Raw genomic sequence first — 24585 nt, forward strand, 5'->3', positions numbered from 1 at the left:
TCACTTATCTAGATACTTTATGTCCCGGACTCTTATATTAAAATTTTAGCTAATAGAAATAATTTACTTGTAAAATGATAAGAGGATATGTCATTATCTTTGTAAGGGCTTTCATAAATGGATATAGAGAGACTTTAATGTTTTAAAATAGAATTGCGAAAGCCAGTAAATATAGTGATTAGTTTTAATATAACAATAAGCAAAGGGGAGATATTATGACTAAATCTGAAAAAATTATTGAACTAACAAACCATTACGGTGCTCATAACTATGTGCCGCTACCAATTGTTGTTTCAAAAGCAGAGGGGATTTGGGTTACTGATCCAGAAGGTAATAAATATATAGATATGTTATCAGCATATTCAGCAGTTAACCAAGGTCATCGTCATCCAAAAATTCTTCAAGCATTAAAACATCAAGCAGATAAAGTGACACTTGTCTCTCGTGCTTTTCATAGTGATAACTTAGGGGAATGGTACGAAAAAATTTGTAAATTAGCTGGTAAAGATAAAGCACTACCAATGAATACAGGTGCTGAAGCAGTTGAAACAGCCTTAAAAGCTGCACGTCGTTGGGCCTATGACGTTAAAGGTATTGAACCAAATCAAGCTGAGATTATTGCATTTAATGGGAACTTCCATGGTCGTACAATGGCCCCTGTGTCTTTATCATCTGAAGCTGAATATCAACGTGGATATGGTCCTTTATTAGATGGTTTTCGTAAAGTTGACTTTGGCAATGAAACACAATTAAAAGAAGCAATTAATAAAAACACAGCAGCTGTTTTAGTTGAACCTATTCAAGGCGAAGCAGGCATTAATATTCCTCCAGAAGGTTATTTGAAAACCATTAGAGATTTATGTAATGAACATAATATTTTGTTTATCGCCGATGAAATTCAAGCTGGATTAGGACGATCTGGAAAATTATTTGCATGTGATTGGGATAATGTTAAACCGGATGTATATATTTTGGGTAAAGCGCTTGGTGGAGGCGTCTTACCAATTTCAGTTGTATTAGCAGATAACGAGGTGCTTGATGTATTTACACCTGGTTCTCATGGTTCTACTTTTGGTGGCAATCCGCTTGCTTGTGCAGTGTCAATTGCGGCTTTAGATGTCATTATCGATGAAAATTTACCAGAACATTCAAATGAACTAGGTGAATATTTTAAATCAGAATTACAAAAGATTAATCACCCTGCAATTAAAGAAGTTCGTGGACGCGGGTTATTCATTGGTGTGGAATTACACGACAGTGCAAGACCATTTTGTGAAGCATTGAAAGAAAAAGGTTTATTATGTAAAGAAACCCATGATACAGTAATTCGTTTTGCACCACCTTTGGTTATTACTAAAGAAGAATTAGATGAAGCATTAAATCGAATTAGAAGTGTATTTAAGTAAATAGATATGACGTAATATGGCATGATTTAATTTCTTTAAAAAGTATAGGCGTGTTACAATACTTATGAAAGCGAAAACATTTGTGAAAAAAAAGAGGCGAAAGTGATTATGACTGAGAATAATAATTTAGTGACTTCTACACAAAGCATCATTAAAGAAGCATTGCATAAATTGGGATTTGATGATGGTATGTATGATTTAATTAAAGAACCATTAAGATTCTTGCAAGTACGTATTCCAGTACGTATGGACGATGGTACAGTTAAAACATTTACTGGGTATCGTGCACAACATAATGACGCTGTAGGTCCTACTAAAGGTGGCGTTCGTTTCCATCCTGATGTAGATGAAGAAGAAGTCAAAGCTTTATCGATGTGGATGACTTTAAAATGTGGCATTGTCAACTTACCTTATGGTGGAGGTAAAGGTGGTATTGTATGTGATCCACGTCAAATGAGTATTCATGAAGTAGAACGTTTATCACGAGGATATGTACGTGCAATTTCTCAATTTGTAGGACCAACTAAAGATATTCCTGCTCCAGATGTGTTTACAAATTCTCAAATTATGGCTTGGATGATGGATGAATATAGTGCTTTAGATAAGTTTAATTCTCCAGGTTTTATTACTGGTAAGCCAATTGTCTTAGGTGGCTCACAAGGACGTGATCGTTCTACTGCTCTTGGCGTAGTGATTGCTATTGAACAAGCTGCTAAGCGTAGAGGAAAAGAAATTAAAGGGTCACGTATTGTGATTCAAGGCTTTGGGAACGCTGGAAGTTTCTTAGCTAAATTTTTAAATGATATGGGTGCTAAAGTAGTTGGTATTTCAGACGCGTATGGTGCATTACATGATCCTAATGGCTTAGATATCGATTACTTACTAGATCGTCGTGATAGCTTTGGTACTGTAACTAACTTATTTGAAGATACAATTTCAAATAAAGAATTATTCGAACTTGATTGTGATATTTTAGTACCGGCTGCAATTTCAAATCAAATCACAGAAGATAATGCACACGATATTAAAGCTGACATTGTTGTAGAAGCGGCAAATGGACCAACCACTCCAGAAGCTACACGTATTTTAACTGAACGTGATATTTTACTTGTACCCGATGTATTAGCAAGTGCAGGTGGCGTGACAGTATCTTATTTTGAATGGGTACAAAACAACCAAGGTTATTACTGGTCAGAAGATGAAGTCAATGAAAAATTACGGGAAAAATTAATCGAGGCTTTTGACACTATTTATGAATTAGCTCAGAATAGAAAAATTGATATGAGATTGGCAGCTTATATTGTAGGAATTAAACGTACCGCTGAAGCAGCACGCTATCGTGGATGGGCGTAAATATAACTATTAAAAATGAAACTCCCAATGATGAGAAATATATACTCGTCATTGGGAGGTTTTTTTATAGAGTGATTTAATTAATAAAATTACTCGTTTGGGATAGTAGCTTTATATTTATCAGCAAAATTTGTAAATAGACCGTCAATACCATATTGATTTAAACGTTGCATATCTGTAGTTTTATCTACTGTATAAGGATGAATTAGGAAACCTAAATCTTTTAAATGCTTAGTGTTTTCAGCGTTTAAACTAGTATAATCTGGGCCGACACCTATGGCATATGAGAGAATATGTTGTAAATCTGCTTCACTTTGTTGTTGCAATTCATTTTTATCAAGTAATCGAATCAATGGTACTCGTGAATCTAATTGATGCATTTTTTGTAAACTTTCTTCTGAGAAAGACTGAATTAATATATGTCCATGATTTAAAGAGTTACCAGTTAACATGTGATGTTTTTTTAATGTTTCAAGTAGTTGTTCTTCCATACCTGGATATACATTAGGATTTTTAGTTTCAATATAATAATTAGCCTTTGTACCGTATCGAGATAAAATTTCATCTAGAGTAGGGACTTTAGCATTTTTATATTCTGGTTTCGCATATTCAGGGTGAGCATTGTTAAACCATGACCCAGCATCTAGTTGTTTAAGTTGTGCGAGTGTATAGTCTTCGACACGACCTGTACCGTTTGTTGTACGATCAACGGTTTCGTCATGCATTGCTACAAGTTGTCCATCTTTCGTACGTTGTAAGTCTAATTCAATATACGACGCCCCTAACTCATTATGACTTTTATCATATGCATGAAACGTATGTTCCGGCGCATAGCCACTTGCACCTCTATGAGCGATAGTCGTAAAACGTTCGCCAGTTAAGTTGGTCATCCAATTCGAATGATCTTGATTACGATGTTTACTAATCGCTACTGACGTATATTTATTTTGTGATTGATTAAACTGTTGATGTTCTGCAGCGGAATTAGAAGTAGTGCTATAGTTGTTATGATTATTATTTGCTTCTACTGGATTATGTAATGTTACTAAACCGATAGTGGCTATTGCTAAACTAGATATCATTGCTTTTTTAGAAACCTTCAAAAAATTCATCCTCTCAGTTCAATTTAAAAATACATTAAAACTTTAGCAAAGAGAAGAAATTTTTAGAATAATTTTTTCAAAATTTTAGCAGAACTATTAATTTATTAACAATAAATATAGAGAAAGTTAAAATAATTAAATTAAATTTAACTAAAAAATGAGTCTTGCCAAATCACTTTGTATTTATATGCAATTTTACATTGAAATACTTAAAAAAATAAGGCACTTTCGTATAATTTAATAAACATCACTAAACTAAATTAACGAAGTGCCTTATGCATAAAGATTCTAACATGACTTAACTTACTCTATGAAAAGAAAGTTCAGTACTTATTCTTACAAGTGATGTAATCTTCACAAAATCAAAAACCTTCTTATAAAATGATTAAGCGATTTAAAGTCAATCTTTAAGTAGATGCTTTATTAGAATCTTTATTTATTCAATTTCATAGTCATTTAATAATAGTATTTATTATTGTTTTAAAATATTTTCTGCAACGTTTAATTGATGACGCACAGCATCTTGGCCTGTAGAACCATAACTTTTTCTTCTATTTAAACAATTTTCTGGTTTTAAGTAATCATATACATCTTCTTCGATTTTATCATTTAATTCTTGATAACGTTCAAATGGTACATCTAATAAATAGATGCCTTGTTGAATACATTCAAAGACAATTTTTCCTACAATTTCATGTGCTGTTCTAAACGGTACATTCTTATCTACTAAATAATCTGCAAGTTCTGTTGCATTAGAGAAATCTTGATGCACTGTTTCATTTAAACGATTTGTATTAACTGTTAACGTATTAAGCATGCCTTCAAAAATACGTAATGAACCTTTAATCGTACGAACTGAATCAAATAAACCTTCTTTATCCTCTTGTAAGTCTTTATTATATGCAAGAGGCAAGCCTTTCAATGTGACAAGCATACTCATTAAATGTCCTGTCGTGCGTCCCACTTTACCACGAATGAGTTCAGCCATATCTGGATTTTTCTTTTGAGGCATAATAGATGAACCAGTAGAAAATGCATCGGATAGTGTAATAAATTTCGCTTCATCCGTAGACCAAAAAATAATTTCTTCCGCAAAACGTGATAGGTGAGTCATTGTTAATGATATATTATGCAATGTTTCAATAATGTAATCACGATCACTCACTGCATCAAGACTATTTTCATAAATATATTCAAAACCAAGTAGTTCTTGAGTTTTATGTCTATCGATAGGATGTGTAGTGCCACTCAATGCTGCAGCGCCAAGTGGAGATATATCAATACGTTTTAAACTATCTGCAAAACGTGTATAGTCTCTTTCTAACATCCAAAAATATGTCATGATGTGATGTGCGAAAGAAATAGGTTGAGCACGTTGTAAGTGCGTATAACCTGGCATGATCGTGTCTACATGAGATTTTGCTAAAGTTAAAATAGACTCTTGGAATGAACGAATGAGTGCTTGAATCTCAATGACTTGTTTTTTTACATAGAGATGTAAGTCTGTTGCTACTTGATCATTTCTACTACGACCTGTGTGTAATTTGCCACCTGGATCTCCAATGCGTTGTATCAGTTCATGTTCGATATTTAAATGTATATCTTCTAAAGCATGTTTAAATTCAATATTATGGTTATGAAAATCTGCTTGTATATCTTTCAAACCTTTTACAATGGCATTTTTTTCTTCTTCAGAAATAATGTTTTGGTGTGCAAGCATTGTTGCATGTGCAATACTACCTTGAATATCCTCATCTAAAAGCGTTTGGTCAAAGTCAATAGAAGCATTAAACTCATCTACCCACTCTTCAGGTTGTTGTTGAAAACGACCTCCCCATGCTTTATTACTCATTACTATAACCTCCATGTAAATAAGCATTTACTTGTGTTGGTAGTCCATAAATATCGATAAAGCCGACTGCAGCTGATTGATCAAAAGCATCTTCTTTAGTATAAGTTGCTAACTTTTCATCATAAAGTGTATAAGGCGATTTTCTACCATTAACAATAGCATTACCTTTAAATAATTTAACTCTGACATCTCCTTCAACATATTGTTGAGTGCTATCAATGAATTGCTTTAGACTGTCTGTTAAAGGTGAGAACCATAAACCATTATATGTTTGTTCAGCAAATTGTTTTTCAATGACCGGTTTAAAATGCGCTACATCTTTAGTTAATGTTAATGTTTCTAAAGATTTATGAGCTTTTAATATCACTTCAGCACCTGGCGTTTCATATACTTCACGTGATTTTATACCAACTAAACGATTCTCTACGTGATCGATACGTCCGATACCATGTTTACCAGCTAAATCATTTAATGTTAGAATTAGCTGATCTAAATCATAGTCTTTATGGTTAAGTTGAACAGGAACACCATTTTTAAATGATAAGATAATTTCATCTGGTGTATCTGGTGTATCCTCTAATTCAGCAGTTAAATCATATGCATCTTTCGGTGGAGCAGCATATGGATCTTCTAAAATACCACATTCATTTGCACGACCCCATAAATTTTGATCGATTGAATAAGGTGAATCATGATTAATACTTACAGGAATACCATGTTTGATTGCATAGTCGATTTCTTCTTCACGACTCCAGCCCCACTCTCTAACAGGAGCAAATGTTTTCAAATTAGGGTTAAGTGCTTTAATTGCTACTTCAAAACGTACTTGATCATTACCTTTACCAGTACAACCATGTGCAATACCGATTGACTTTGTTTGTTCAGCAATTTCTACTAATTTCTTCGCTATTAACGGTCTTGAAAGCGCAGATACTAAAGGATAACTATTTTCATACATTAAATTTCCTTTTATTGCATAACTTACATAATCTTCACTAAATTCTTTAGTTGCATCAATAATATGACATTCGATGGCGCCCATGTCTAATGCTTTAGAATAAACAACATCTAAATCTTTACCTTCGCCAACATCTAAACATACTGCCACTACGTCATATCCTTTATCTATAAGCCATTTAACGGCTACACTAGTATCTAATCCACCTGAATAAGCTAAAACAATTTTATCTTTCATATTGTCACCTCAAAATTTTCTGAAAATTGATATAATTCTATACTAACAGATTTATTATGAAAATAAAACCATTTTTTTACATATTTATACAAAATAAAGATAATTTGAATATCATTAATCATCTATTGTTATTTCTATATTTATTGAATATTACTACAACTAAGGAGTTTATTGCTGTTTCGATTGTGTATTCATTACAAGGTAAGGTAATTTAATTATTCTAAAAAAAACAGACTATTTTTTGAATAATTGAACTTGTTCATTGAATAGATAACTTAAAGTTAGTAAAATGAAACTAATTCATAAACATTGGAGGATTTATAAATGACTCATATTCAATTAGATTATGGAAAAACGTTAGAATTTTTTGGTCAACATGAACTTGATCAACAAAAAGATATTGTAAAAACAATTCATAAAACGATTCATGAAGGTACAGGTGCTGGAAGCGACTTTTTAGGTTGGGTAAATTTACCTGAAGATTATGATAAAGAAGAGTTTTCTAGAATTCAAAAAGCAGCAAAACATATTCAATCGAATTCAGATGTATTGGTAGTTATCGGAATTGGCGGTTCATATTTAGGTGCACGTGCTGCAATTGAAATGCTTACTTCATCTTTCCGTAACAGTACAGAATATCCTGAGATTGTATTTGTAGGAAATCACTTATCTTCAAGTTATACACAAGAATTAGTGAATTACTTGTCTGATAAAGACTTTTCAGTAAATGTTATTTCTAAATCAGGAACAACGACTGAGCCTGCTGTAGCATTTAGATTGTTTAAACAATTAGTTGAAGAAAAATATGGTAAAGACGAAGCAAAAAAACGTATTTTTGCTACAACTGATAAAGCAAAAGGTGCATTGAAACAATTAGCAGATAATGAAAGTTATGAAACATTTGTTGTACCTGATGATGTAGGTGGTCGTTATTCAGTATTAACTGCAGTAGGATTATTACCAATTGCAACTGCAGGTATTGATATTGAAGCAATTATGAATGGGGCAAATAAAGCTCGTAAAGAACTATCATCTGAAAATTTAGAAGAGAATATTGCATATCAATATGCAACAATTCGAAATGTTCTTTATAGTAAAGGTTATACAACTGAAATGTTAATTAACTACGAACCATCTATGCAGTACTTTAATGAATGGTGGAAACAGTTATACGGTGAATCTGAAGGTAAAGACTTTAAAGGTATTTATCCTTCAAGCGCAAACTATACTACTGATTTACATTCATTAGGTCAGTACGTTCAAGAAGGACGCCGTTTCTTATTTGAAACTGTTGTAAAAGTAAATCAACCTAAACATGATATTACAATTGAAAAAGATGATGACGATTTAGATGGCTTAAATTATTTAGCTGGAAAAACAATCGATGAAGTTAATACAAAAGCATTTGAAGGTACGTTATTAGCTCATACTGATGGTGGCGTTCCTAATATCGTTGTGAATATCCCACGTTTAGATGAAGAAACATTCGGTTATGTTGTTTACTTCTTTGAATTAGCTTGTGCGATGAGTGGCTATCAATTAGGTGTTAATCCATTTAACCAACCTGGTGTAGAAGCTTATAAACAAAATATGTTTGCTTTACTTGGTAAACCAGGTTATGAAGATAAGAAAAAAGAATTAGAAGAACGTTTATAATATCAACATAAATTTAAATAAAATGATAGTTTAAAGCCTAGGACATGATGAGCTGTCTTAGGCGTTTTTTATATATTGGCAGTCAATGACTCAATTGAATATATACTTATATCAATCTTTTTCAACATACTAGACTTTCATAAAAAGAAGTTTTTGTTTAACGTAATATGGGGTCAAGAGAAGGAAACTGAATTCGTTTTGAATTCAGTCTCACTCTCTTTTAAATGATTAATATGACTAATGTTAAATCTGTTATCTAGTACTTGTGACTGATTTCTTATTGAATTAATAGTTTTTTTAAGAAAAGAGTGTAAAATAATTTTATACTCAATAGAGAATGATGAAATTTCAAGAAAGGATTTGATGATATAGTGTTTCATCAAATTGAACATTGGTTTAATGTGTTACAACAATTAGGATACTTTGCAGGTTTTATTATTCTCTATTTAAGAGCTATGATTCCTGTTTTTCCTTTAACTCTATATGTCATCTTAAATGTTCATGCTTATGGTTTTATTACAGGAACCATTATTAGTTGGTTAGGGATCGTTGCTGGGACATTTACTGTATTTTATTTTTTCAGGAAATTCGTTGATGCATCTTTTATGCAAAGAGTTAAAGCAAAAAAAGGTGTGAAAAAACTTACACATTTTATAGATAAACAAGGACTTGTTCCTATTTTTATATTAATGTGTTTTCCATTTACACCTAATACAGTAGTAAACTTTGTAGCTAGTTTTTCTCATATTAAAATGAAGAATTATTTTATTATTTTATTATTTTCAAAGTTTATTTCCATCTCATTTTTAGCAGTGATGGGTAGAGAAGTGACTACATTTTTAACCCATCCTATAAGAGCAATTATTTTAATTATTGTTACTATAGTCATATGGTTTATTGGAAAAAGAGTTGAAAAACATTTTATGGGAACACATGAGGAGTGACATTTTGCGTCGAATTATAAGTACGAGTATCTCCATTATTTTAGCAATTATTTTTGTGATATTTATCCAAAATTTTTTACTAAGAAGTGCAATTGTTCATACTAATGAGATGGCCCCCACTCTAAATAAAAATGATTATATAATGATTAATAAATTGAAAGTGACATTCAATTTATTAAATGAAGGCGATATTATTATGTATCGTCATCATGATCAAATCCATTTTAGCCGTATTATTGGGAAAGCAGGCGAATCGGTAGAAATAAGGCATGGTAAATTATATAAAGATGATAGACAAGTGAATAAATATTATGCTAAAAATAGAGATATTAATGATTTCGCATTACGAGATTTAGAAAATACTGATGGGGATATTATTCCACCTGACTCATTTTTAGTGTTGAATGATAATAGTAATACATTAACTGATTCGAGAAAATATGGATTAATTAAAAAAAGTGATGTTATAGGAAATGTATGTCTAAGGTATTATCCTTTTAGATCATTCAACTATGAGTTTAATAAATAGATGAGGTGTTATATTTGAAAAAAGAAATAACAGAATGGATTGTTGCGATAGCTGTAGGCTTATTGCTCGTATGGCTTGTAGTCACTTTTGTTGCCAAATCCTATACAATAAAAGGCGACTCTATGGATCCAACATTAAAAGATGGACAACATGTAATGGTTAACATTTTAGGTTATAAGGTAGGAAACATAAAAAAAGGAAATGTTATTGTTTTCCATGCTAATAAATCTGATGACTATGTTAAAAGAGTGATAGGCGTACCAGGAGATAGTGTGACATATAAAAAAGATCAGCTATATGTTAATGGAAAAAAAGTAAATGAGCCTTACTTAGACTATAATGAAAAACATAAACAAGGAGAGTACATTACAGGATCTTTTGAAACTAAGGATCTTCTTAATGCTCATCCTAAGTCTAACGTTATTCCTAAAAATAAATACTTAGTATTAGGAGATAATCGTGAAGTTAGTAAAGATAGTAGAGCGTTTGGATTAATAGATAAACAACAAATCGTCGGTAAAGTATCATTTAGATTTTGGCCACTAAATGATTTTAAATTTAATTTTAATCCAGATAAGTAGGATATCAATTTAAAAATGAAAGTAGAATGTCAATTCAGGTGAATTCACATTCTACTTTTATTTTATCTACTTTACTTTTTAAGAACGTATGTTCCGTGGTAAAATGAGTTTAAAGGAGTGTGTAGATAATGGAATTAAATACATATCTTGGAAGAGCTGGTACCGGTAAATCGTACCATATGATTAAAAATATTAAACAACAAATGAAAGAAAATCCTCTTGGAGATCCTATCATTTTGATTGCACCTACCCAAAGTACGTTTCAATTGGAGCAATCTTTCGTAAATGATCGAGAGTTAAACGGGAGTTTAAGAACGGAAGTTTTACATTTTGAACGTTTGAGCTATAGAATCTTTCAAGAACTCGGAGGATTAACTGAAACACGTTTAACTAAAGCAGCTATTGAAATGATGATATTCAATATCGTTCAACAACACAAATCAGAAATGAAATTATATCAATCTCAAGCAGATTATTATGGTTTTAGTGAAAAATTAAGTGAACAAATCCAAGATTTTAAGAAATATTCTGTAACACCTCATCAACTTGATTCATTTTTAGAAGATCATGAATTACAAACAAGAACCCGACATAAACTAGAAGATATTTCGCTTATTTATCATTATTTTGAAGAACGATTAAATGGAGAATTTATTACCGCTGAAGACAGTCTTAATTATTTTATTGAAATAATGCACAAATCTGAGTGGATTAAGCATGCTGATATTTATATAGATGGATTTTATAACTTTTCAACACTTGAATATCAAATTATTAAAGCATTAGTACAAAATGCTAAACAAGTTACTATATTATTAACTACAGATGGTAATGAAGATCACTTTAGTATGTTTAGAAAACCTTCTGACGTACTTATTCACTTAAAAGAAATTGCAAATGAATTACATATACCTTTAAATGAACATTATTTTACAACACCATATCGTTTCAAAAATAAAGATTTATTACAATTAGAACAACAATTTGACGCACTTCAAGTTAATCCAACTCAATCACATGGTTATATTGATTTACTTGAGTCATCGAATATGAGAGAAGAAGTTAATGAAATAGCACGACGTATTATTAAAGATACACGTGATAAACACTTTAGATATCAAGATATTGCAATTTTATATAGAGATGAAACATATGCCTATCTATTTGAATCTATTTTGCCACAATACGATATTCCTTATAATATTGATACTAAAAAATCGATGACACATCATCCTATAATGGAAATGATACGTTCTTTATTAGAAGTTATCCAAAGTAATATGGGGCTTAGTCCAATGATGAGACTATTTAAAACCAATATTTTATCTCATCAATTTAAAAATAGTAGTTACTTAATTGATCTATTAGAAAACTTTGTCATTGAACGAGGTATTTACGGTAAAAAATGGTTAGATGATAAATTGTTTAATATCGATAATTTTACAAAAATGGGACGTAAAGCGCATCAATTAACTGAAGAAGAAAAAGAAGCATTTGAAGACGTCGTACGCTTAAAGGATGATGTTGTAAATAAAATACTTCGTTTTGAGCAAGCCATGCTTCACTCTAAAAATGTTAGAGATTATGCAACTGCATTTTATGAAACAATGGAAGCTTTTGATTTACCTAAATATTTAATGGCTCACCGTGATGAACTAGATTTAAAAGGGGACCATGAGAAAGCAGAAGAAATTGACCAATTATGGAATGGATTAATACAAATACTAGATGATTTAGTCACAGTATTTGAAGAAGAAGAAATGAGTTTAAATCGATTCTTAGAAGTATTTGACATTGGACTTGAACAACTCGAATTTGTAATGATTCCTCAAACATTGGATCAAGTGAGCATAGGGACTATGGATTTAGCAAAAGTTGATAATAAAAAACACGTTTATATGGTTGGGATGAATGATGGAGTGATGCCACAGCCCATGTCATCTTCAAGTTTAATCACTGATGAAGAAAAACGTTTGTTAGAGGAACGGGGAAGTGTTGAATTAAGTCCAACCTCTGATATCTTACAAATGGATGAAGCATTTGTATGCTACATTGCTATGACACGTGCATGTGAACAAATGACTTTTTCATATAGTCTTATGGGGATGCAAGGAGATGAAAAAGAGAAAAGTCCATTTTTAAATCAGATTCAAGCACTGTTCAGTAATTTGGATATCAAAAATATTCATTATCTTCATCATGCTTATCCTCTTACATTAATGGAACATCCACATCAAACTAAAATTCATTTATTTGAAGCATTGAAATCGTGGTTGGAAGAAGAAGCGGTAGCAGATACGTGGCTTGATGCTTATAAAGTTATAAGTGAAAATGAAGAATTAAATGACAGTATAAACTATTTATCAACAGCTTTAACATATGATAATGAAACCATTCAACTCACACCACAATTGTCAGAAGCATTATATGGAACGTCTATTAATGCTAGTGTTTCACGATTTGAAGGTTATAATGATTGCCCATTCCAACATTATGCTACTTACGGCCTTCGTCTAAATGAACGTACCAAATATCAACTTGAAAGTTTTGATTTAGGTAATATTTTTCATAATGCTTTAAAATATATTTCGGATAAAGTAAATGGAGAATTTAGTCAATTGGATAATCAGAAAATCCATGCACTTACTGAAGAAGCTCTACAATATGTCTTACCACAAGTGCAATTTAATTTAATGGATTCCAATGCATATTATCGTTATGTATCTAAACGTATAGGTGTCATTGTTGAAAGTACCTTAAAGGCACTTCGTTATCAAAATGAGAATACAAAATTTAGACCAAAACGTTTTGAAACGGCTTTCAGAAAGAAACCAAGAACTGAAGAAGAGTTGATTGCACATCCCTTAATGACGACACAAGGGATTCCGATTCATATTCGTGGACAAATTGATCGTATCGATGCTTATACAAAAAATAATACAAGTTTTGTAAATATTATTGATTATAAATCATCTAATCATAGCGCCAATTTAAATTTGAAAAAAGTTTATTATGGTAAACAGATGCAAATGATGACGTATATGGATATCGTATTACAAAATTCAGAGCGACTTGGTTTAAGTTCAGAGGTTAAACCAGGTGGATTGTTATATTTCCACATTCATGATGAACGTTTGAAATTTGAAAAATGGGGCGATTTAACTGAAGAGGCATTAAATAAGAAAAATATTAATCAAGCTATTCTAAAAGAATATAAATTAAAAGGATTAATCAATAGTGATGCTGAAGTTATCGATGCTATGGATATAAGACTTAACGAGATATCTAAATCAGATATTGTACCCGTGACATTAAAAAAAGATGGAGGTATTAGTGCACGGGGAAGCCAAGTTGCTGATGAAACAACGATTCATAAATTTATTCAACACAATAAAAATAATTTTATTGAGACTGCTTCAAATATTATGGATGGTCATACAGAAGTAGCTCCACTTAAATTTGAAGACAAATTACCATGTGAATTTTGTAGTTTCCAGTCAGTATGTCACGTAGATAGCCTTATTGATAGTAAACATTATCGCCATGTAGATGAATCGATTAATCCAATTCAAGCAATTCAAGAGGTCGAATTAGAAAGCGGTGAGGACAATGAATAATATTCCGATAAAACCTAAAGACGCACAATGGACGGATGCACAATGGAACAGTATATATGCAAAAGGACAAGATATACTAGTTGCAGCAGCTGCTGGCTCAGGAAAAACAGCTGTTCTAGTTGAACGTATTATTCAAAAAATCTTAAGAGATGAAGTAGATGTTGATAAATTACTTGTAGTAACATTTACGAACTTAAGTGCTAGAGAGATGAAACATCGTGTAGAACAACGTATTCAACAAGCTTCATTAGAGGATCCTAAGAATGAACACTTAAAAAGTCAACGTATAAAAATACATCAAGCTCAAATTTCTACACTGCATAGTTTTTGTTTAAAGGTGATTCAACAACATTATGATGTTATCCAACTAGACCCTAATTTTAGAACGATTAGTGAAGTAGAAAACGTACTTTTATTGGAGCAATCAATTGATGAAGTACTAGAACATCATTATGAAAATCCTGATATTGAATTTTTGACTTTAGTCGAACAACTATCAAATGATAGAAATGACGATGGATTTAGAGAAATGTTAAAGCGATTTTATTATTTTAGTATAGCTAATCCTTCACCATTTAAATGGTTAGATTCATTAGTTGATCCTTACGAGAATGATGAGAAGCAACAAGACTACCTTAAAGAATTAAAAATACTTGCAGAAATATATATGAAAGCAGCATTTGACTCACTTCTTGAAGCAGAAAATCTTTTATCCTATTGTAATGCTGTTGAAAAACATTTAGAAGTTGTCCAAAGAGAGAAAATGATATGTCAAAGCATATTAGAAGATGGTGTTTTGAATAGAGATGCACTTCTTAATCATACACCTGAAAAATTTCCACAAATGTCATCAAAAATAAAAAAAGAAAATGAAGATTTAGAGACACTTGAAGATATTAAATCTTTCTATAAAGAATATAATGAAACCATTCAAGATGTAAAAAATAAATATTTAATGCGGTCAGTAGATGAACTTAAAGACGATATGAAACAGTTAGCGCCTCGGATAAAATATTTAGTTCAAATCATTAAAGATATCATTAATGATTTTGCTAAGAAAAAACGTAGTAGAAATGTACTAGACTTTGCAGATTATGAACATTTTGCCTTACAAATATTAACAGATGAAAACGGGATGCCTTCTACTATCGCTAAAGATTATCGTCATCAATTTGAAGAAATACTTATTGATGAATATCAAGATACCAATCAGGTACAAGAGGCAATTATATCTACTATCAAACGTGGTGATGAATTAGATGGCAACTTATTTATGGTGGGAGACGTAAAGCAATCTATTTATAAGTTTAGACAAGCGGATCCTACATTGTTTATGAGTAAATATCATCGATTCACTAAAGAAGGGCAACAAACGGGACTTCGAATTGACTTATCTAATAACTTCCGCTCAAGAAAGGAAGTACTTTCAACGACTAATTATCTTTTTGATCATATGATGGATGAAGCGGTTGGAGAAATTAATTATGATGTCGATGCGCGTTTATATTTCGGCGCTCATTATTATCCAGAAAAACCAATGCCACTCGAATTACATGCGCTGATTAAATCTGAAAATGAGGACACAGACTTAGATAGACAGGAACAAGAAGCATATTATGTAGTTGAACAAGTAAAGCATATCCTTGATAATAAACTCGTTTACGATGCGAAAAACAATGCCTATCGTAAAGCAACTTATAAAGATATTGTTATTTTAGAACGTGGAATGAGTAATGCTAGACGTTTGCAAAAAGTATTTAAAGATAATAATATTCCGTTCCATGTTAATAGTAAGGAAGGTTATTTTGAACAAACGGAAGTACGACTAGTACTATCGTTTCTTAGAACGATTGATAACCCATTGCAAGATATTTATCTAGTTGGGTTAATGCGCTCTGTTATTTATCAATTTACTGAAGATGAACTTGCTGAAATTCGAGTAGTCAGTTCAAATGATGATTACTTTTATCAATCAATTTTACACTATATAAAATATGATCAAGCTAACACACAATTAGTTGATAAATTACGTCGTTTTATTGAAGATATACATTTATATCAAGATTATGGGCAAACACATCCTGTGTATCAGTTAATTGATAAGTTCTATAATGATCATTATGTCATTCAATATTTTAGCGGACTGATTGGTGGTAAAGGCAGACGTGCTAATCTTTTTGGATTGTTTAATAAAGCAATAGAATTTGAAAACTCTACGTTTAGAGGACTTTATCAATTTATAAGATTTATCGATGAATTGATAGAGCGTAAAAAAGATTTTGGTGAAGAAAATGTGATAGGACCTAATGATAATGTAGTTCGAATGATGACAATTCATAGTAGTAAAGGTTTAGAGTTTCCATATGTTATTTATTCTGGTCTTTCTAAGAATTTTAATAAAGAAGATATTCGGAAACCTTTAGTATTAAATCAAAAATATGGTTTAGGAATGGAGTACTATGATTTAACAGATAATATTTCTTATCCATCACTTTCATCTGTAGTTGTTAAATCGTTAACAGAAAAAGAATTGATTTCTGAAGAGATGCGTTTAATGTATGTGGCATTAACTCGTGCAAAAGAACAGCTCATTCTAATTGGAACGGTAGATAAAGAAGAAAAGTTAAGAAAGTATGAACGTTTGCCTATTTCAAATCAACTCATTGCACTTCATAAAAGATTATCAGTAGAACGACCTTTTAATCTGGTATATAGTATTTTAGCGAAACACTTATCTCAATCTATCACATCCGATTATCAATTTGAGACATCTATCAATCAATTAGATGACAGTTTGAAACCATATGTAGATTTGAAAATCATTCATTTTGATGAATTATCTTTAATAAGTGATTCAAATGAGACATTACATCGAACTATCAATGATATTGAAGAAGAGGCTCCGAATAATAAAGAAAACGAACAACAAATGATTCATCAATTAACGTTTAAGTATCCATTTATAAAAAATACTCAAAAGCCATCAAAACAATCTGTATCTGAATTAAAACGTCAATTAGAAACTAAAGAAGATGGAACAAGTTACGATAGAGTAAGACAATATCGCATTGGTGCTTATACTTATGAACGTCCTAAATTCTTAAGACAAGAAAGAAAACGTAAAGCTAATGAAATTGGTACATTGATGCATACCGTTATGCAGCATCTTCCATTTAGAGAACAACGATTAACTGAAATAGAGTTAGATGACTATATTCATATGTTAATTGATCAACACATTATTGAAGAAGACGCTAAAAAAGATATCCAATTTGAAAGAATTATGGAATTTATTCGTAGTGACTTATATATGAAAATTGCACAAGCTGATGAAGTATACAGAGAGCTACCATTTGTAGTTAATCAAGCACGTGTAGATGAAATACCAGATTTAGATGAAGATGTCTCCATTATCCAAGGTATGATTGATTTGATTTTTATTAAAGATAATCAATATTATTTTGTAGATTACAAAACAGATGCTTTTAATCGAAGAAGAGGGCTGACGGATCAAGAGATTGGAATACAATTACGTGATAAGTATAAAATTCAAATGAAATATTACAAAAACACCTTAGAAACAATACTAAATAAAAGAGTGAACGGCTATTTATATTTCTTCCAATTCGGTGAGATGAGCATTGAAGATGCTTTATAATATCAATCTTATTTTATTTTAGAAAAGATGCGTCAAATTTCTAAAATTTCAGACATATATATTTGTTATTTATTAATAATTAAAGTTATAATATGAAATAAGATATAGATGAGGAGTTGATAATGAATGAAATTTTTATCATTCAAATACAATAACGCTGAATCATATGGCGTTAAAGTAAAGCGTGAAGACGCTGTATGGGATTTAAAACAAATTTTTGCTGAATTTGGTGAAGGAGACTTCCATCCACAAACGCTACTTGAAGGTTTACAACAAAACCAAACACTTGATTTCCAAGAACAAGTACGTAAAGCAATAGTAGCTGTTGAAAATAGTGGAAAAGCAGATCAGTATAAATTCTCATTTAATGATATTGAATTTTTACCTCCTGTAACACCACCGAATAATGTTATTGCTTTTGGTCGTAACTATAAAGATCATGCCTCTGAGTTAAATCATGAAGTGCAACGTTTATATGTGTTCACTAAAGCAGCTTCTTCTTTAACTGGTGATAACGCAACAATTCCAAATCATAAAGATATTACAGATCAGTTAGATTACGAAGGTGAATTAGGAATTGTTATCGGTAAATATGGCGAAAAGATTCCTAAAGGCTTAGCATTAGATTATGTCTATGGCTATACTATCATTAATGATATTACAGACCGCACTGCTCAAAATGCACAAGATCAAGCATTCTTATCTAAAAGTTTAACAGGTGGTTGCCCAATGGGACCATATATTGTTACTAAAGATGAATTACCTACTCCAGAAAATGTTAATATTGTCACTAAAGTGAATAATGAAATTCGCCAAGATGGAAACACTAGTCAAATGATTAATAAAATTGATGACTTAATTCAAGAAATTTCTAAATATGTTGCTTTACATCCTGGTGATATCATTGCAACCGGTACTCCAGCGGGTGTAGGAGCTGGATTACAACCACCAAAATTCTTACAACCAGGTGATGAAGTTAAAGTAACTATTGATAACATTGGTACTTTGACAACTTATATTGCCAAATAATAATGCTAGTTATGTTTAAAAGGAGAGAAGCTAAGGCTTCTCTCCTTTTTAAATTTTAATACTTAAAAAGTGGAAATATGTTATGATAATTAAAAGAAAATGATTATAAATATTGGAGGTAATCAAGTCTTGTTACATATGCATATTGTGAGTTGGGTTTTAACCATTGTGTTATATATTATTGCATTTTTACACATTTCAAAATCACAGGGGCCAACCCCAACTTTTAAATCATTACATATGGGTCTTAGAGTCTTTATGCTCCTTACAATATTCTCAGGATTTTGGGAATTAATTGAAGAGTTTATGGCAGCGAGTCATGGTGAAGGTGGCAACCACATGCTTCTTACTTTAAAAATGTTATGTGGCTTAGGTGTTGTTGCTTTAATGGAAGTATCATTAGCTAAAAGAAAAAAACATGCACCTAGTCATGGCTTATTTTGGGCAACAATTATTTTAATTATTATTACTATGGCTCTTGGAATTATCTTACCATGGGGTCCATTATCTAAAATGTTCGGTTTAAGTTAAGTAAAAAGAATCGTTTGAGTGTCTACTCAAACGATTCTTTTTATATATTGCGTGCTTTGTAACCAATCATATTGATTAAATCTTTAGGATGACTATAAGGAGGCGCATAGGCAACTTCAAATTCAGCCAATTCATCTACTGTAAGTTGATTCATCATAGCCATTGATAAAATATCAATACGTTTATCGGGGCCTTGTTTTCCAACTGCTGCGGCGCGTATTAATTGTCTATTGTCTTTATTAAAATAGACACGTAAGTGTAGGGGTGTATTACCTGGGTAATATCCTGCGTGTGCACCAGACTTAATTTCAACCATCTCATAATTAAATAGACTTAATTCTTCAGGTTTTATTCCTACGCTCGCAAAAGTGTAGTCAAAAAATTTTACAATATTTGAACCAAGAAAACCTTTAAATGTAATATGTTTATTACCTGAGAGTTGTTCTGCTATAATACTTGCTGCACGATGAGCACCCCAAGCTAAAGGTACTTGAGCATTCATATTTACATGGCGATAATGTGAGGTGATGACATCACCTAGAGCATAAATATCAGGTATATTTGTTTTAAAGCAATCATCAACAGGAATAAAACCTTGTTTATCTATATGAATATTTGATGAACGTAAAAATGATGAATTAGGATGAGTTCCTATACCTTCAATAATGATATCGAAATCTTCATGTATACCAGATTTAAAATAAACAGTATGCGCTTGAATTGATTCAATTTCTTCATTTAATCTATATGAAATGTTTCTTTGATCAATTTCGCTAAAAATGGCTGCATTCATATCTTGGTCCATTAATTTATTGACTTTATCTGAACGATGAATCCATGTCACATCAAGACCACGTTGATAAAGGTTTTCTAATACTTCTAATGAAATGTAACCAGCACCGACAACTAATGCTCGCTTAGCTTTATGACGAGAAATATATTGATCGATTTGGTCCATATCTTCTGCATTTCTTAGAGTGAAAGTAAAATCATTAGTAAATCCAAGAGTATTCGCACTAGCGCCAGGACTTAAGATTAATTTGTCATAAGTTTCGTCGAATGTTTCGCCTGTTTGATGATTTAATACACGTACGACATGTTGTTGATCGTTTACTTCAATTACTTCATGATGTGTTTTAACTACAATATTTTTCTTCTCTTTAAAAATGTCTGGTGTAATAGGCAATATTTGATGACGATCAGAAACGAGATGTCCAATATAGTAAGGTAAACCACAATTAGCAAAACTCATATCTCGATCTTTTTCAAAAATGATAATGTCGCTTTCTTTATCTAAGCGACGAATTTGACTTGCACATGTTGCGCCTCCAGCAACAGCACCAACTATAATAATTTTAGCCATACATATCCTCCATAACTAAGAAGTAAACAAGTGAGATACAATTATAATTTTTAGAATCTTACTTTAAGTACTCTCATTTTTATTATTGATAAGGTATTTCTAGTTTGAAAAATTCATTTAGGTAACGCCCAATTCCATCTTCGTTATTGGAATAAGTGATATGATTAGCGATATGTTTTAAATCATCTAAACCATTGTCCATAGCAATTCCGTATTGAGCATATTTAATCATTTCTAAATCATTATCTTCATCTCCAAATGCAATAATATTAGAAGAATCTATATTTAAATATGATTTAACATAGTCAATGCCACGAGCTTTACTAATACCTCGTTTTACGATTTCAATAACAGGAAAAGGTGCACCCCAACGACGATGTTCAATATTTTCAGCATAAAAACGAGTTAACATTTGTTTAATACGTGTGATATTCACTTCTTCAGCTTCCACTAATATGGAAGTTGGAGATTCATTAAGTTTTTCTAATAAATTGCCTGTTTGGATTTTAGGATTGCCCATTGAAAAACCTTCAAATAATCGAGGATCATGGTCATTGATAAAGACACTGTCTCTCACTTCAGCAATAATGTTTGTAACATTAGCTTTTTGAAGTGCCTCTATCATACTTCTAGCGATATCTACATCTAATACCTCATGTTTGGTTTCAAAGTCATCTGCTTTTGGATGATGAACATAGGCACCATTAAAATTAACAATAGGTGTATTCATGTTAAGTTCATGATAATATATTTGGCTTGCACGATAAGGACGTCCAGTTGCAATCATCAAGTAATGACCTTGTTTTTGTAAGGAAGTTAAAACTTTTTTTGTATAATCACTAATTTCTTTATTATCATTTAATAATGTTCCATCTAAATCTAAACAAATTAAATAAGGTTTCATAAATATCTCCTTGCATTACAGTTCATAAATATTAGTTTATTTGTATCATAGCATTTTATTGGCGTTTTGTCGGATATTTGATATATTAGTGTAAAGATAATTATTGAGAGGTGATACTAATGGAAGAAGCATTAAAAGATAGTATCCTTGGCGCTTTGGAAATGGTAATTGACCCTGAATTAGGTATAGACATTGTTAATTTAGGTTTAGTATATAAAGTAAATGTTGATGATGAAGGATTATGTACTGTAGAAATGACACTTACATCTATGGGCTGTCCACTTGGACCACAAATCATCGATCAAATTAAGACAGTATTAGCCGAAATTCCAGAGATTCAAGATACAGAAGTTAATATTGTTTGGAATCCGCCATGGAATAAAGATATGATGTCTAGATATGCAAAAATCGCATTAGGCGTTGGATAAATTTAAGTGAGCTCAACAGCATTAATTGTATGAAGCTCTTTATTATGAAGAGCTTCATACAATATTTAATAGAGAGTAGGGGATGAATTTTTCTTCTACTCTCTTTTTTAATATATAAGAATGTGACAATTTTATTTTTAAATGAGTAAAAAAGAAATGACACAATTGTAATATAAATTGAATTTACTTCTAGGTTATACTACAATACATAAGACTTATATCTTAAGAAAAGTATAATTTTCAACAATTAAGAATTAATCAATGAAAATGAATTTATATTTTATTTAATTGTATATCAAATTTTCAGTCAACTTAGTATAAAACACAGAATCATATTATACAGTGTATTAAATTCATAGACTATAGAATGACCAATCATACATACAAATTTCTATAATTAACTTTATTGTTATTCTGATTTTAGTGCTTTTATATCTAATGAATTTATTGAAAATTTATTATTTAATAGGGAAAGAATGTGAACAATGAAACAAAATTTAGAAAAAGGCGTTCATGATAAAATAAAAATGCGCTATATGCCTGGTTTAGATGGTCTAAGAGCAATTGCCGTATTAGGCATCATTATATATCATTTGAATAGAAAGTGGCTAACTGGAGGTTTTATTGGCGTAGATACTTTCTTCGTCATTTCAGGATACTTAATTACAAGTTTACTTTTGAGAGAGTATGAAGAAAAAGGAATTATTAATCTTAAACAATTTTGGATTAGACGCATAAAACGTCTACTGCCAGCGGTGATAGCTTTATTAATAACAGTAGGTATTGCGACCTTATTATTTGAACCTCAACAAATTATTAGAGTTAAACATGATATTATTGCGGCGTTATTTTATGTTTCAAATTGGTGGTATATCGCTAAAGATGTTAACTATTTTGAACAATTTTCATTCATGCCTCTTAAACATTTATGGTCTCTTGCTATCGAAGAACAATTTTATTTATTTTTCCCATTCGTTTTAGTGATATTATTACTTACGATTAAAAAATATCGTAATGTGACACTTATATTTTGGATAGTATCATTGGCCTCTTTATTAGAAATGGTCATTATATCACAACCAAATGTGGGATATTCACGTGTTTATTTTGGTACAGATACTCGTTTACAAACATTATTATTAGGCGTCATATTAGCATTTGTTTGGCCACCATTTAAATTAAAAGCTAATCCACCACAACGATTACGTCGTGCAATAGATGGTATTGGTATAGGTAGCCTACTTATCTTAATTATTTTATTCTTTACAGTTAATGACGATAGTGATTGGATATACAATGGTGGGTTTTATTTGATATCTTTAGTGACATTATTTGTTATTGCAAGTGTCGTTCACCCATCTACAATGATTGCTAAATTTTTAGGACATCCTTTGTTAGTGTATATCGGAAAACGTTCATATAGTTTATACTTATGGCATTTCGCCGTCATTAGTTTTCTACATATACATTTTGTTGATGGTCAGTTACCAATATATGTATATATCTTAGATATACTATTAACTGTGGTGTTTGCGGAATTATCTTATCGTTATATTGAAACACCATTTAGACGTGAAGGATTAAGTGCATTTTCTTTTGACCGATTACGTAAACCTAAATTTATAAGAACAATCGTTACTATCATAGCTGTGATTCCATTGTTATTAATATTTATGGGTGCATTTGATCGATTTGGAAAAGATGAAATTGCAAATAAAGCAAACAGTTTTAATACAAGTACTGCTGATAAATATTTAGTCAAAATGATGCCCGGTGAAAATATTAAGTTAAATGGACAAACAAGTAAGAGTGAGAATAAAGATAAAGTTTACACAAATATCAGCCCATTACTTATTGGCGATTCAGTTATGGTAGATATTGGTGAAGAATTTAAATCTCAAGTTCCTAAAGCAACTATAGATGGTAAAGTAGGTCGTCATTTACAAGAAGCCCTGATAGTTGCAAATAATTATACTAATTATAATAAACCATCAAATCAAGTTGTATTAGAACTTGGTACAAATGGAGATTTTACTCAAGATGAGCTTGATCAACTTATTAGTAAATTTGGTAAAGCTAAAATATATTTAGTTAATACAAGGGTACCGAGAAGCTGGCAAGATAATGTAAATAAACAACTTTCAGACGCAGCTAAGCGACATAAAAATGTTGTTTTAGTAGACTGGTATAAACGTTCTGCCGGTCACACTGAATATTTTGCATCTGATGGTGTGCACTTAGAACATAGTGGGGTACAAGCATTATCGGATGAAATACTAAAAAATATGACTAAAAAATAAATAATTAAAAAGGATTAACTAGTTGAGGATGCTCACAAAGTTAATCCTTTTTTAGCATTTAAGAAAAAATTAAGGTAACAATGTTTAAATAGTAAGGTAATATGATAAGTAATGAATGAAACGTAAATGAATGCTT

The 24585-nt window shown here is 31.1% G+C and carries 16 protein-coding genes and 1 pseudogene; 12 read left to right on the forward strand and 5 right to left on the reverse strand.

Annotated elements, in window-relative coordinates; all coding sequences use genetic code 11:
• Window positions 1-215 precede the first annotated feature (215 nt).
• Together HMPREF2629_RS03045 and HMPREF2629_RS03050 are read left to right on the forward strand one after the other, a co-directional pair.
• A complete protein-coding gene (locus HMPREF2629_RS03045; protein WP_061544368.1) occupies window positions 216-1406 on the forward strand; it encodes an ornithine--oxo-acid transaminase in 1191 nt (396 codons plus the stop codon).
• 108 nt (window positions 1407-1514) lie between these two features.
• Window positions 1515-2759, forward strand: coding sequence for a Glu/Leu/Phe/Val family dehydrogenase (locus HMPREF2629_RS03050; protein WP_002448212.1), 1245 nt, complete (start codon window positions 1515-1517; stop codon window positions 2757-2759).
• 89 nt (window positions 2760-2848) lie between these two features.
• On the opposite strand, the pseudogene HMPREF2629_RS03055 reads toward HMPREF2629_RS03050, so the two are convergent.
• The 3 genes and pseudogenes from HMPREF2629_RS03055 to HMPREF2629_RS03065 all read right to left on the reverse strand — a co-directional run.
• Window positions 2849-3652 (reverse strand): annotated as a pseudogene (locus HMPREF2629_RS03055) (glycerophosphodiester phosphodiesterase); the annotation flags it as partial.
• A gap of 682 nt (window positions 3653-4334) precedes the next feature.
• Window positions 4335-5714 carry an argininosuccinate lyase gene (argH, locus tag HMPREF2629_RS03060; RefSeq protein ID WP_019835060.1) on the reverse strand — a complete coding sequence of 460 codons (1380 nt, stop codon included), beginning with the start codon at window positions 5712-5714 and terminating at the stop codon, window positions 4335-4337.
• Window positions 5707-6909, reverse strand: a complete 1203-nt coding sequence (locus tag HMPREF2629_RS03065; RefSeq protein WP_019835059.1) for an argininosuccinate synthase — start codon at window positions 6907-6909, stop codon at window positions 5707-5709. The genes argH and HMPREF2629_RS03065 overlap by 8 nt, the downstream gene beginning before the upstream one ends.
• A 324-nt stretch (window positions 6910-7233) precedes the next feature.
• On the opposite strand from HMPREF2629_RS03065, the gene HMPREF2629_RS03070 reads away from it, so the two are divergent.
• The 8 genes from HMPREF2629_RS03070 to HMPREF2629_RS03105 all read left to right on the forward strand — a co-directional run bounded on the left by HMPREF2629_RS03070 (window position 7234) and on the right by HMPREF2629_RS03105 (window position 19454).
• Complete coding sequence (locus HMPREF2629_RS03070) at window positions 7234-8565, forward strand: glucose-6-phosphate isomerase (RefSeq protein ID WP_017175842.1); 1332 nt, start codon at window positions 7234-7236, stop codon at window positions 8563-8565.
• Window positions 8566-8933: 368 nt separating this feature from the next.
• Window positions 8934-9509: a TVP38/TMEM64 family protein gene (locus HMPREF2629_RS03075; RefSeq protein WP_025987168.1), complete on the forward strand. Its 576-nt coding sequence runs from the start codon at window positions 8934-8936 to the stop codon at window positions 9507-9509.
• A 4-nt stretch (window positions 9510-9513) separates the two neighbouring features.
• Window positions 9514-10038, forward strand: a complete 525-nt coding sequence (gene lepB / locus HMPREF2629_RS03080) for a signal peptidase I (RefSeq protein WP_017175840.1) — start codon at window positions 9514-9516, stop codon at window positions 10036-10038.
• A 14-nt stretch (window positions 10039-10052) separates the two neighbouring features.
• On the forward strand, window positions 10053-10619 hold the full coding sequence (lepB, locus tag HMPREF2629_RS03085; protein WP_017175839.1) for a signal peptidase I: 567 nt from the start codon (window positions 10053-10055) through the stop codon (window positions 10617-10619).
• A 128-nt stretch (window positions 10620-10747) separates the two neighbouring features.
• The gene (gene addB, locus HMPREF2629_RS03090) at window positions 10748-14236 is read left to right on the forward strand and encodes a helicase-exonuclease AddAB subunit AddB (RefSeq protein WP_070663385.1); all 3489 of its coding nucleotides are present in this window, start codon (window positions 10748-10750) and stop codon (window positions 14234-14236) included.
• Complete coding sequence (addA, locus tag HMPREF2629_RS03095; RefSeq protein ID WP_017175837.1) at window positions 14229-17894, forward strand: helicase-exonuclease AddAB subunit AddA; 3666 nt, start codon at window positions 14229-14231, stop codon at window positions 17892-17894. Before addB ends, addA begins: the two co-directional genes overlap by 8 nt.
• A 126-nt stretch (window positions 17895-18020) precedes the next feature.
• On the forward strand, window positions 18021-18923 hold the full coding sequence (locus HMPREF2629_RS03100; RefSeq protein WP_017175836.1) for a fumarylacetoacetate hydrolase family protein: 903 nt from the start codon (window positions 18021-18023) through the stop codon (window positions 18921-18923).
• A 129-nt stretch (window positions 18924-19052) separates the two neighbouring features.
• Complete coding sequence (locus HMPREF2629_RS03105) at window positions 19053-19454, forward strand: YisL family protein (RefSeq protein ID WP_017175835.1); 402 nt, start codon at window positions 19053-19055, stop codon at window positions 19452-19454.
• A 40-nt stretch (window positions 19455-19494) separates the two neighbouring features.
• On the opposite strand, the gene HMPREF2629_RS03110 is transcribed toward HMPREF2629_RS03105, so the two are convergent.
• Together HMPREF2629_RS03110 and HMPREF2629_RS03115 are read right to left on the reverse strand one after the other, a co-directional pair.
• On the reverse strand, window positions 19495-20817 hold the full coding sequence (locus HMPREF2629_RS03110; RefSeq protein WP_070813138.1) for a CoA-disulfide reductase: 1323 nt from the start codon (window positions 20815-20817) through the stop codon (window positions 19495-19497).
• Window positions 20818-20899: 82 nt separating this feature from the next.
• A complete protein-coding gene (locus HMPREF2629_RS03115) occupies window positions 20900-21721 on the reverse strand; it encodes a Cof-type HAD-IIB family hydrolase (protein WP_048761188.1) in 822 nt (273 codons plus the stop codon).
• 119 nt (window positions 21722-21840) lie between these two features.
• Here HMPREF2629_RS03115 and HMPREF2629_RS03120 point away from each other — a divergent pair, with 119 nt between their 5' ends.
• Window positions 21841-22149: a metal-sulfur cluster assembly factor gene (locus HMPREF2629_RS03120; RefSeq protein ID WP_002448080.1), complete on the forward strand. Its 309-nt coding sequence runs from the start codon at window positions 21841-21843 to the stop codon at window positions 22147-22149.
• A gap of 485 nt (window positions 22150-22634) precedes the next feature.
• Entirely contained in the window at window positions 22635-24449 is a 1815-nt protein-coding gene (locus tag HMPREF2629_RS03125) for an acyltransferase family protein (RefSeq protein WP_017175832.1), read from the forward strand.
• Window positions 24450-24585: the final 136 nt, after the last annotated feature.

This window comes from Staphylococcus sp. HMSC034C12, from assembly GCF_001835895.1.
In the GTDB taxonomy this organism is placed as follows: domain Bacteria; phylum Bacillota; class Bacilli; order Staphylococcales; family Staphylococcaceae; genus Staphylococcus; species Staphylococcus hominis.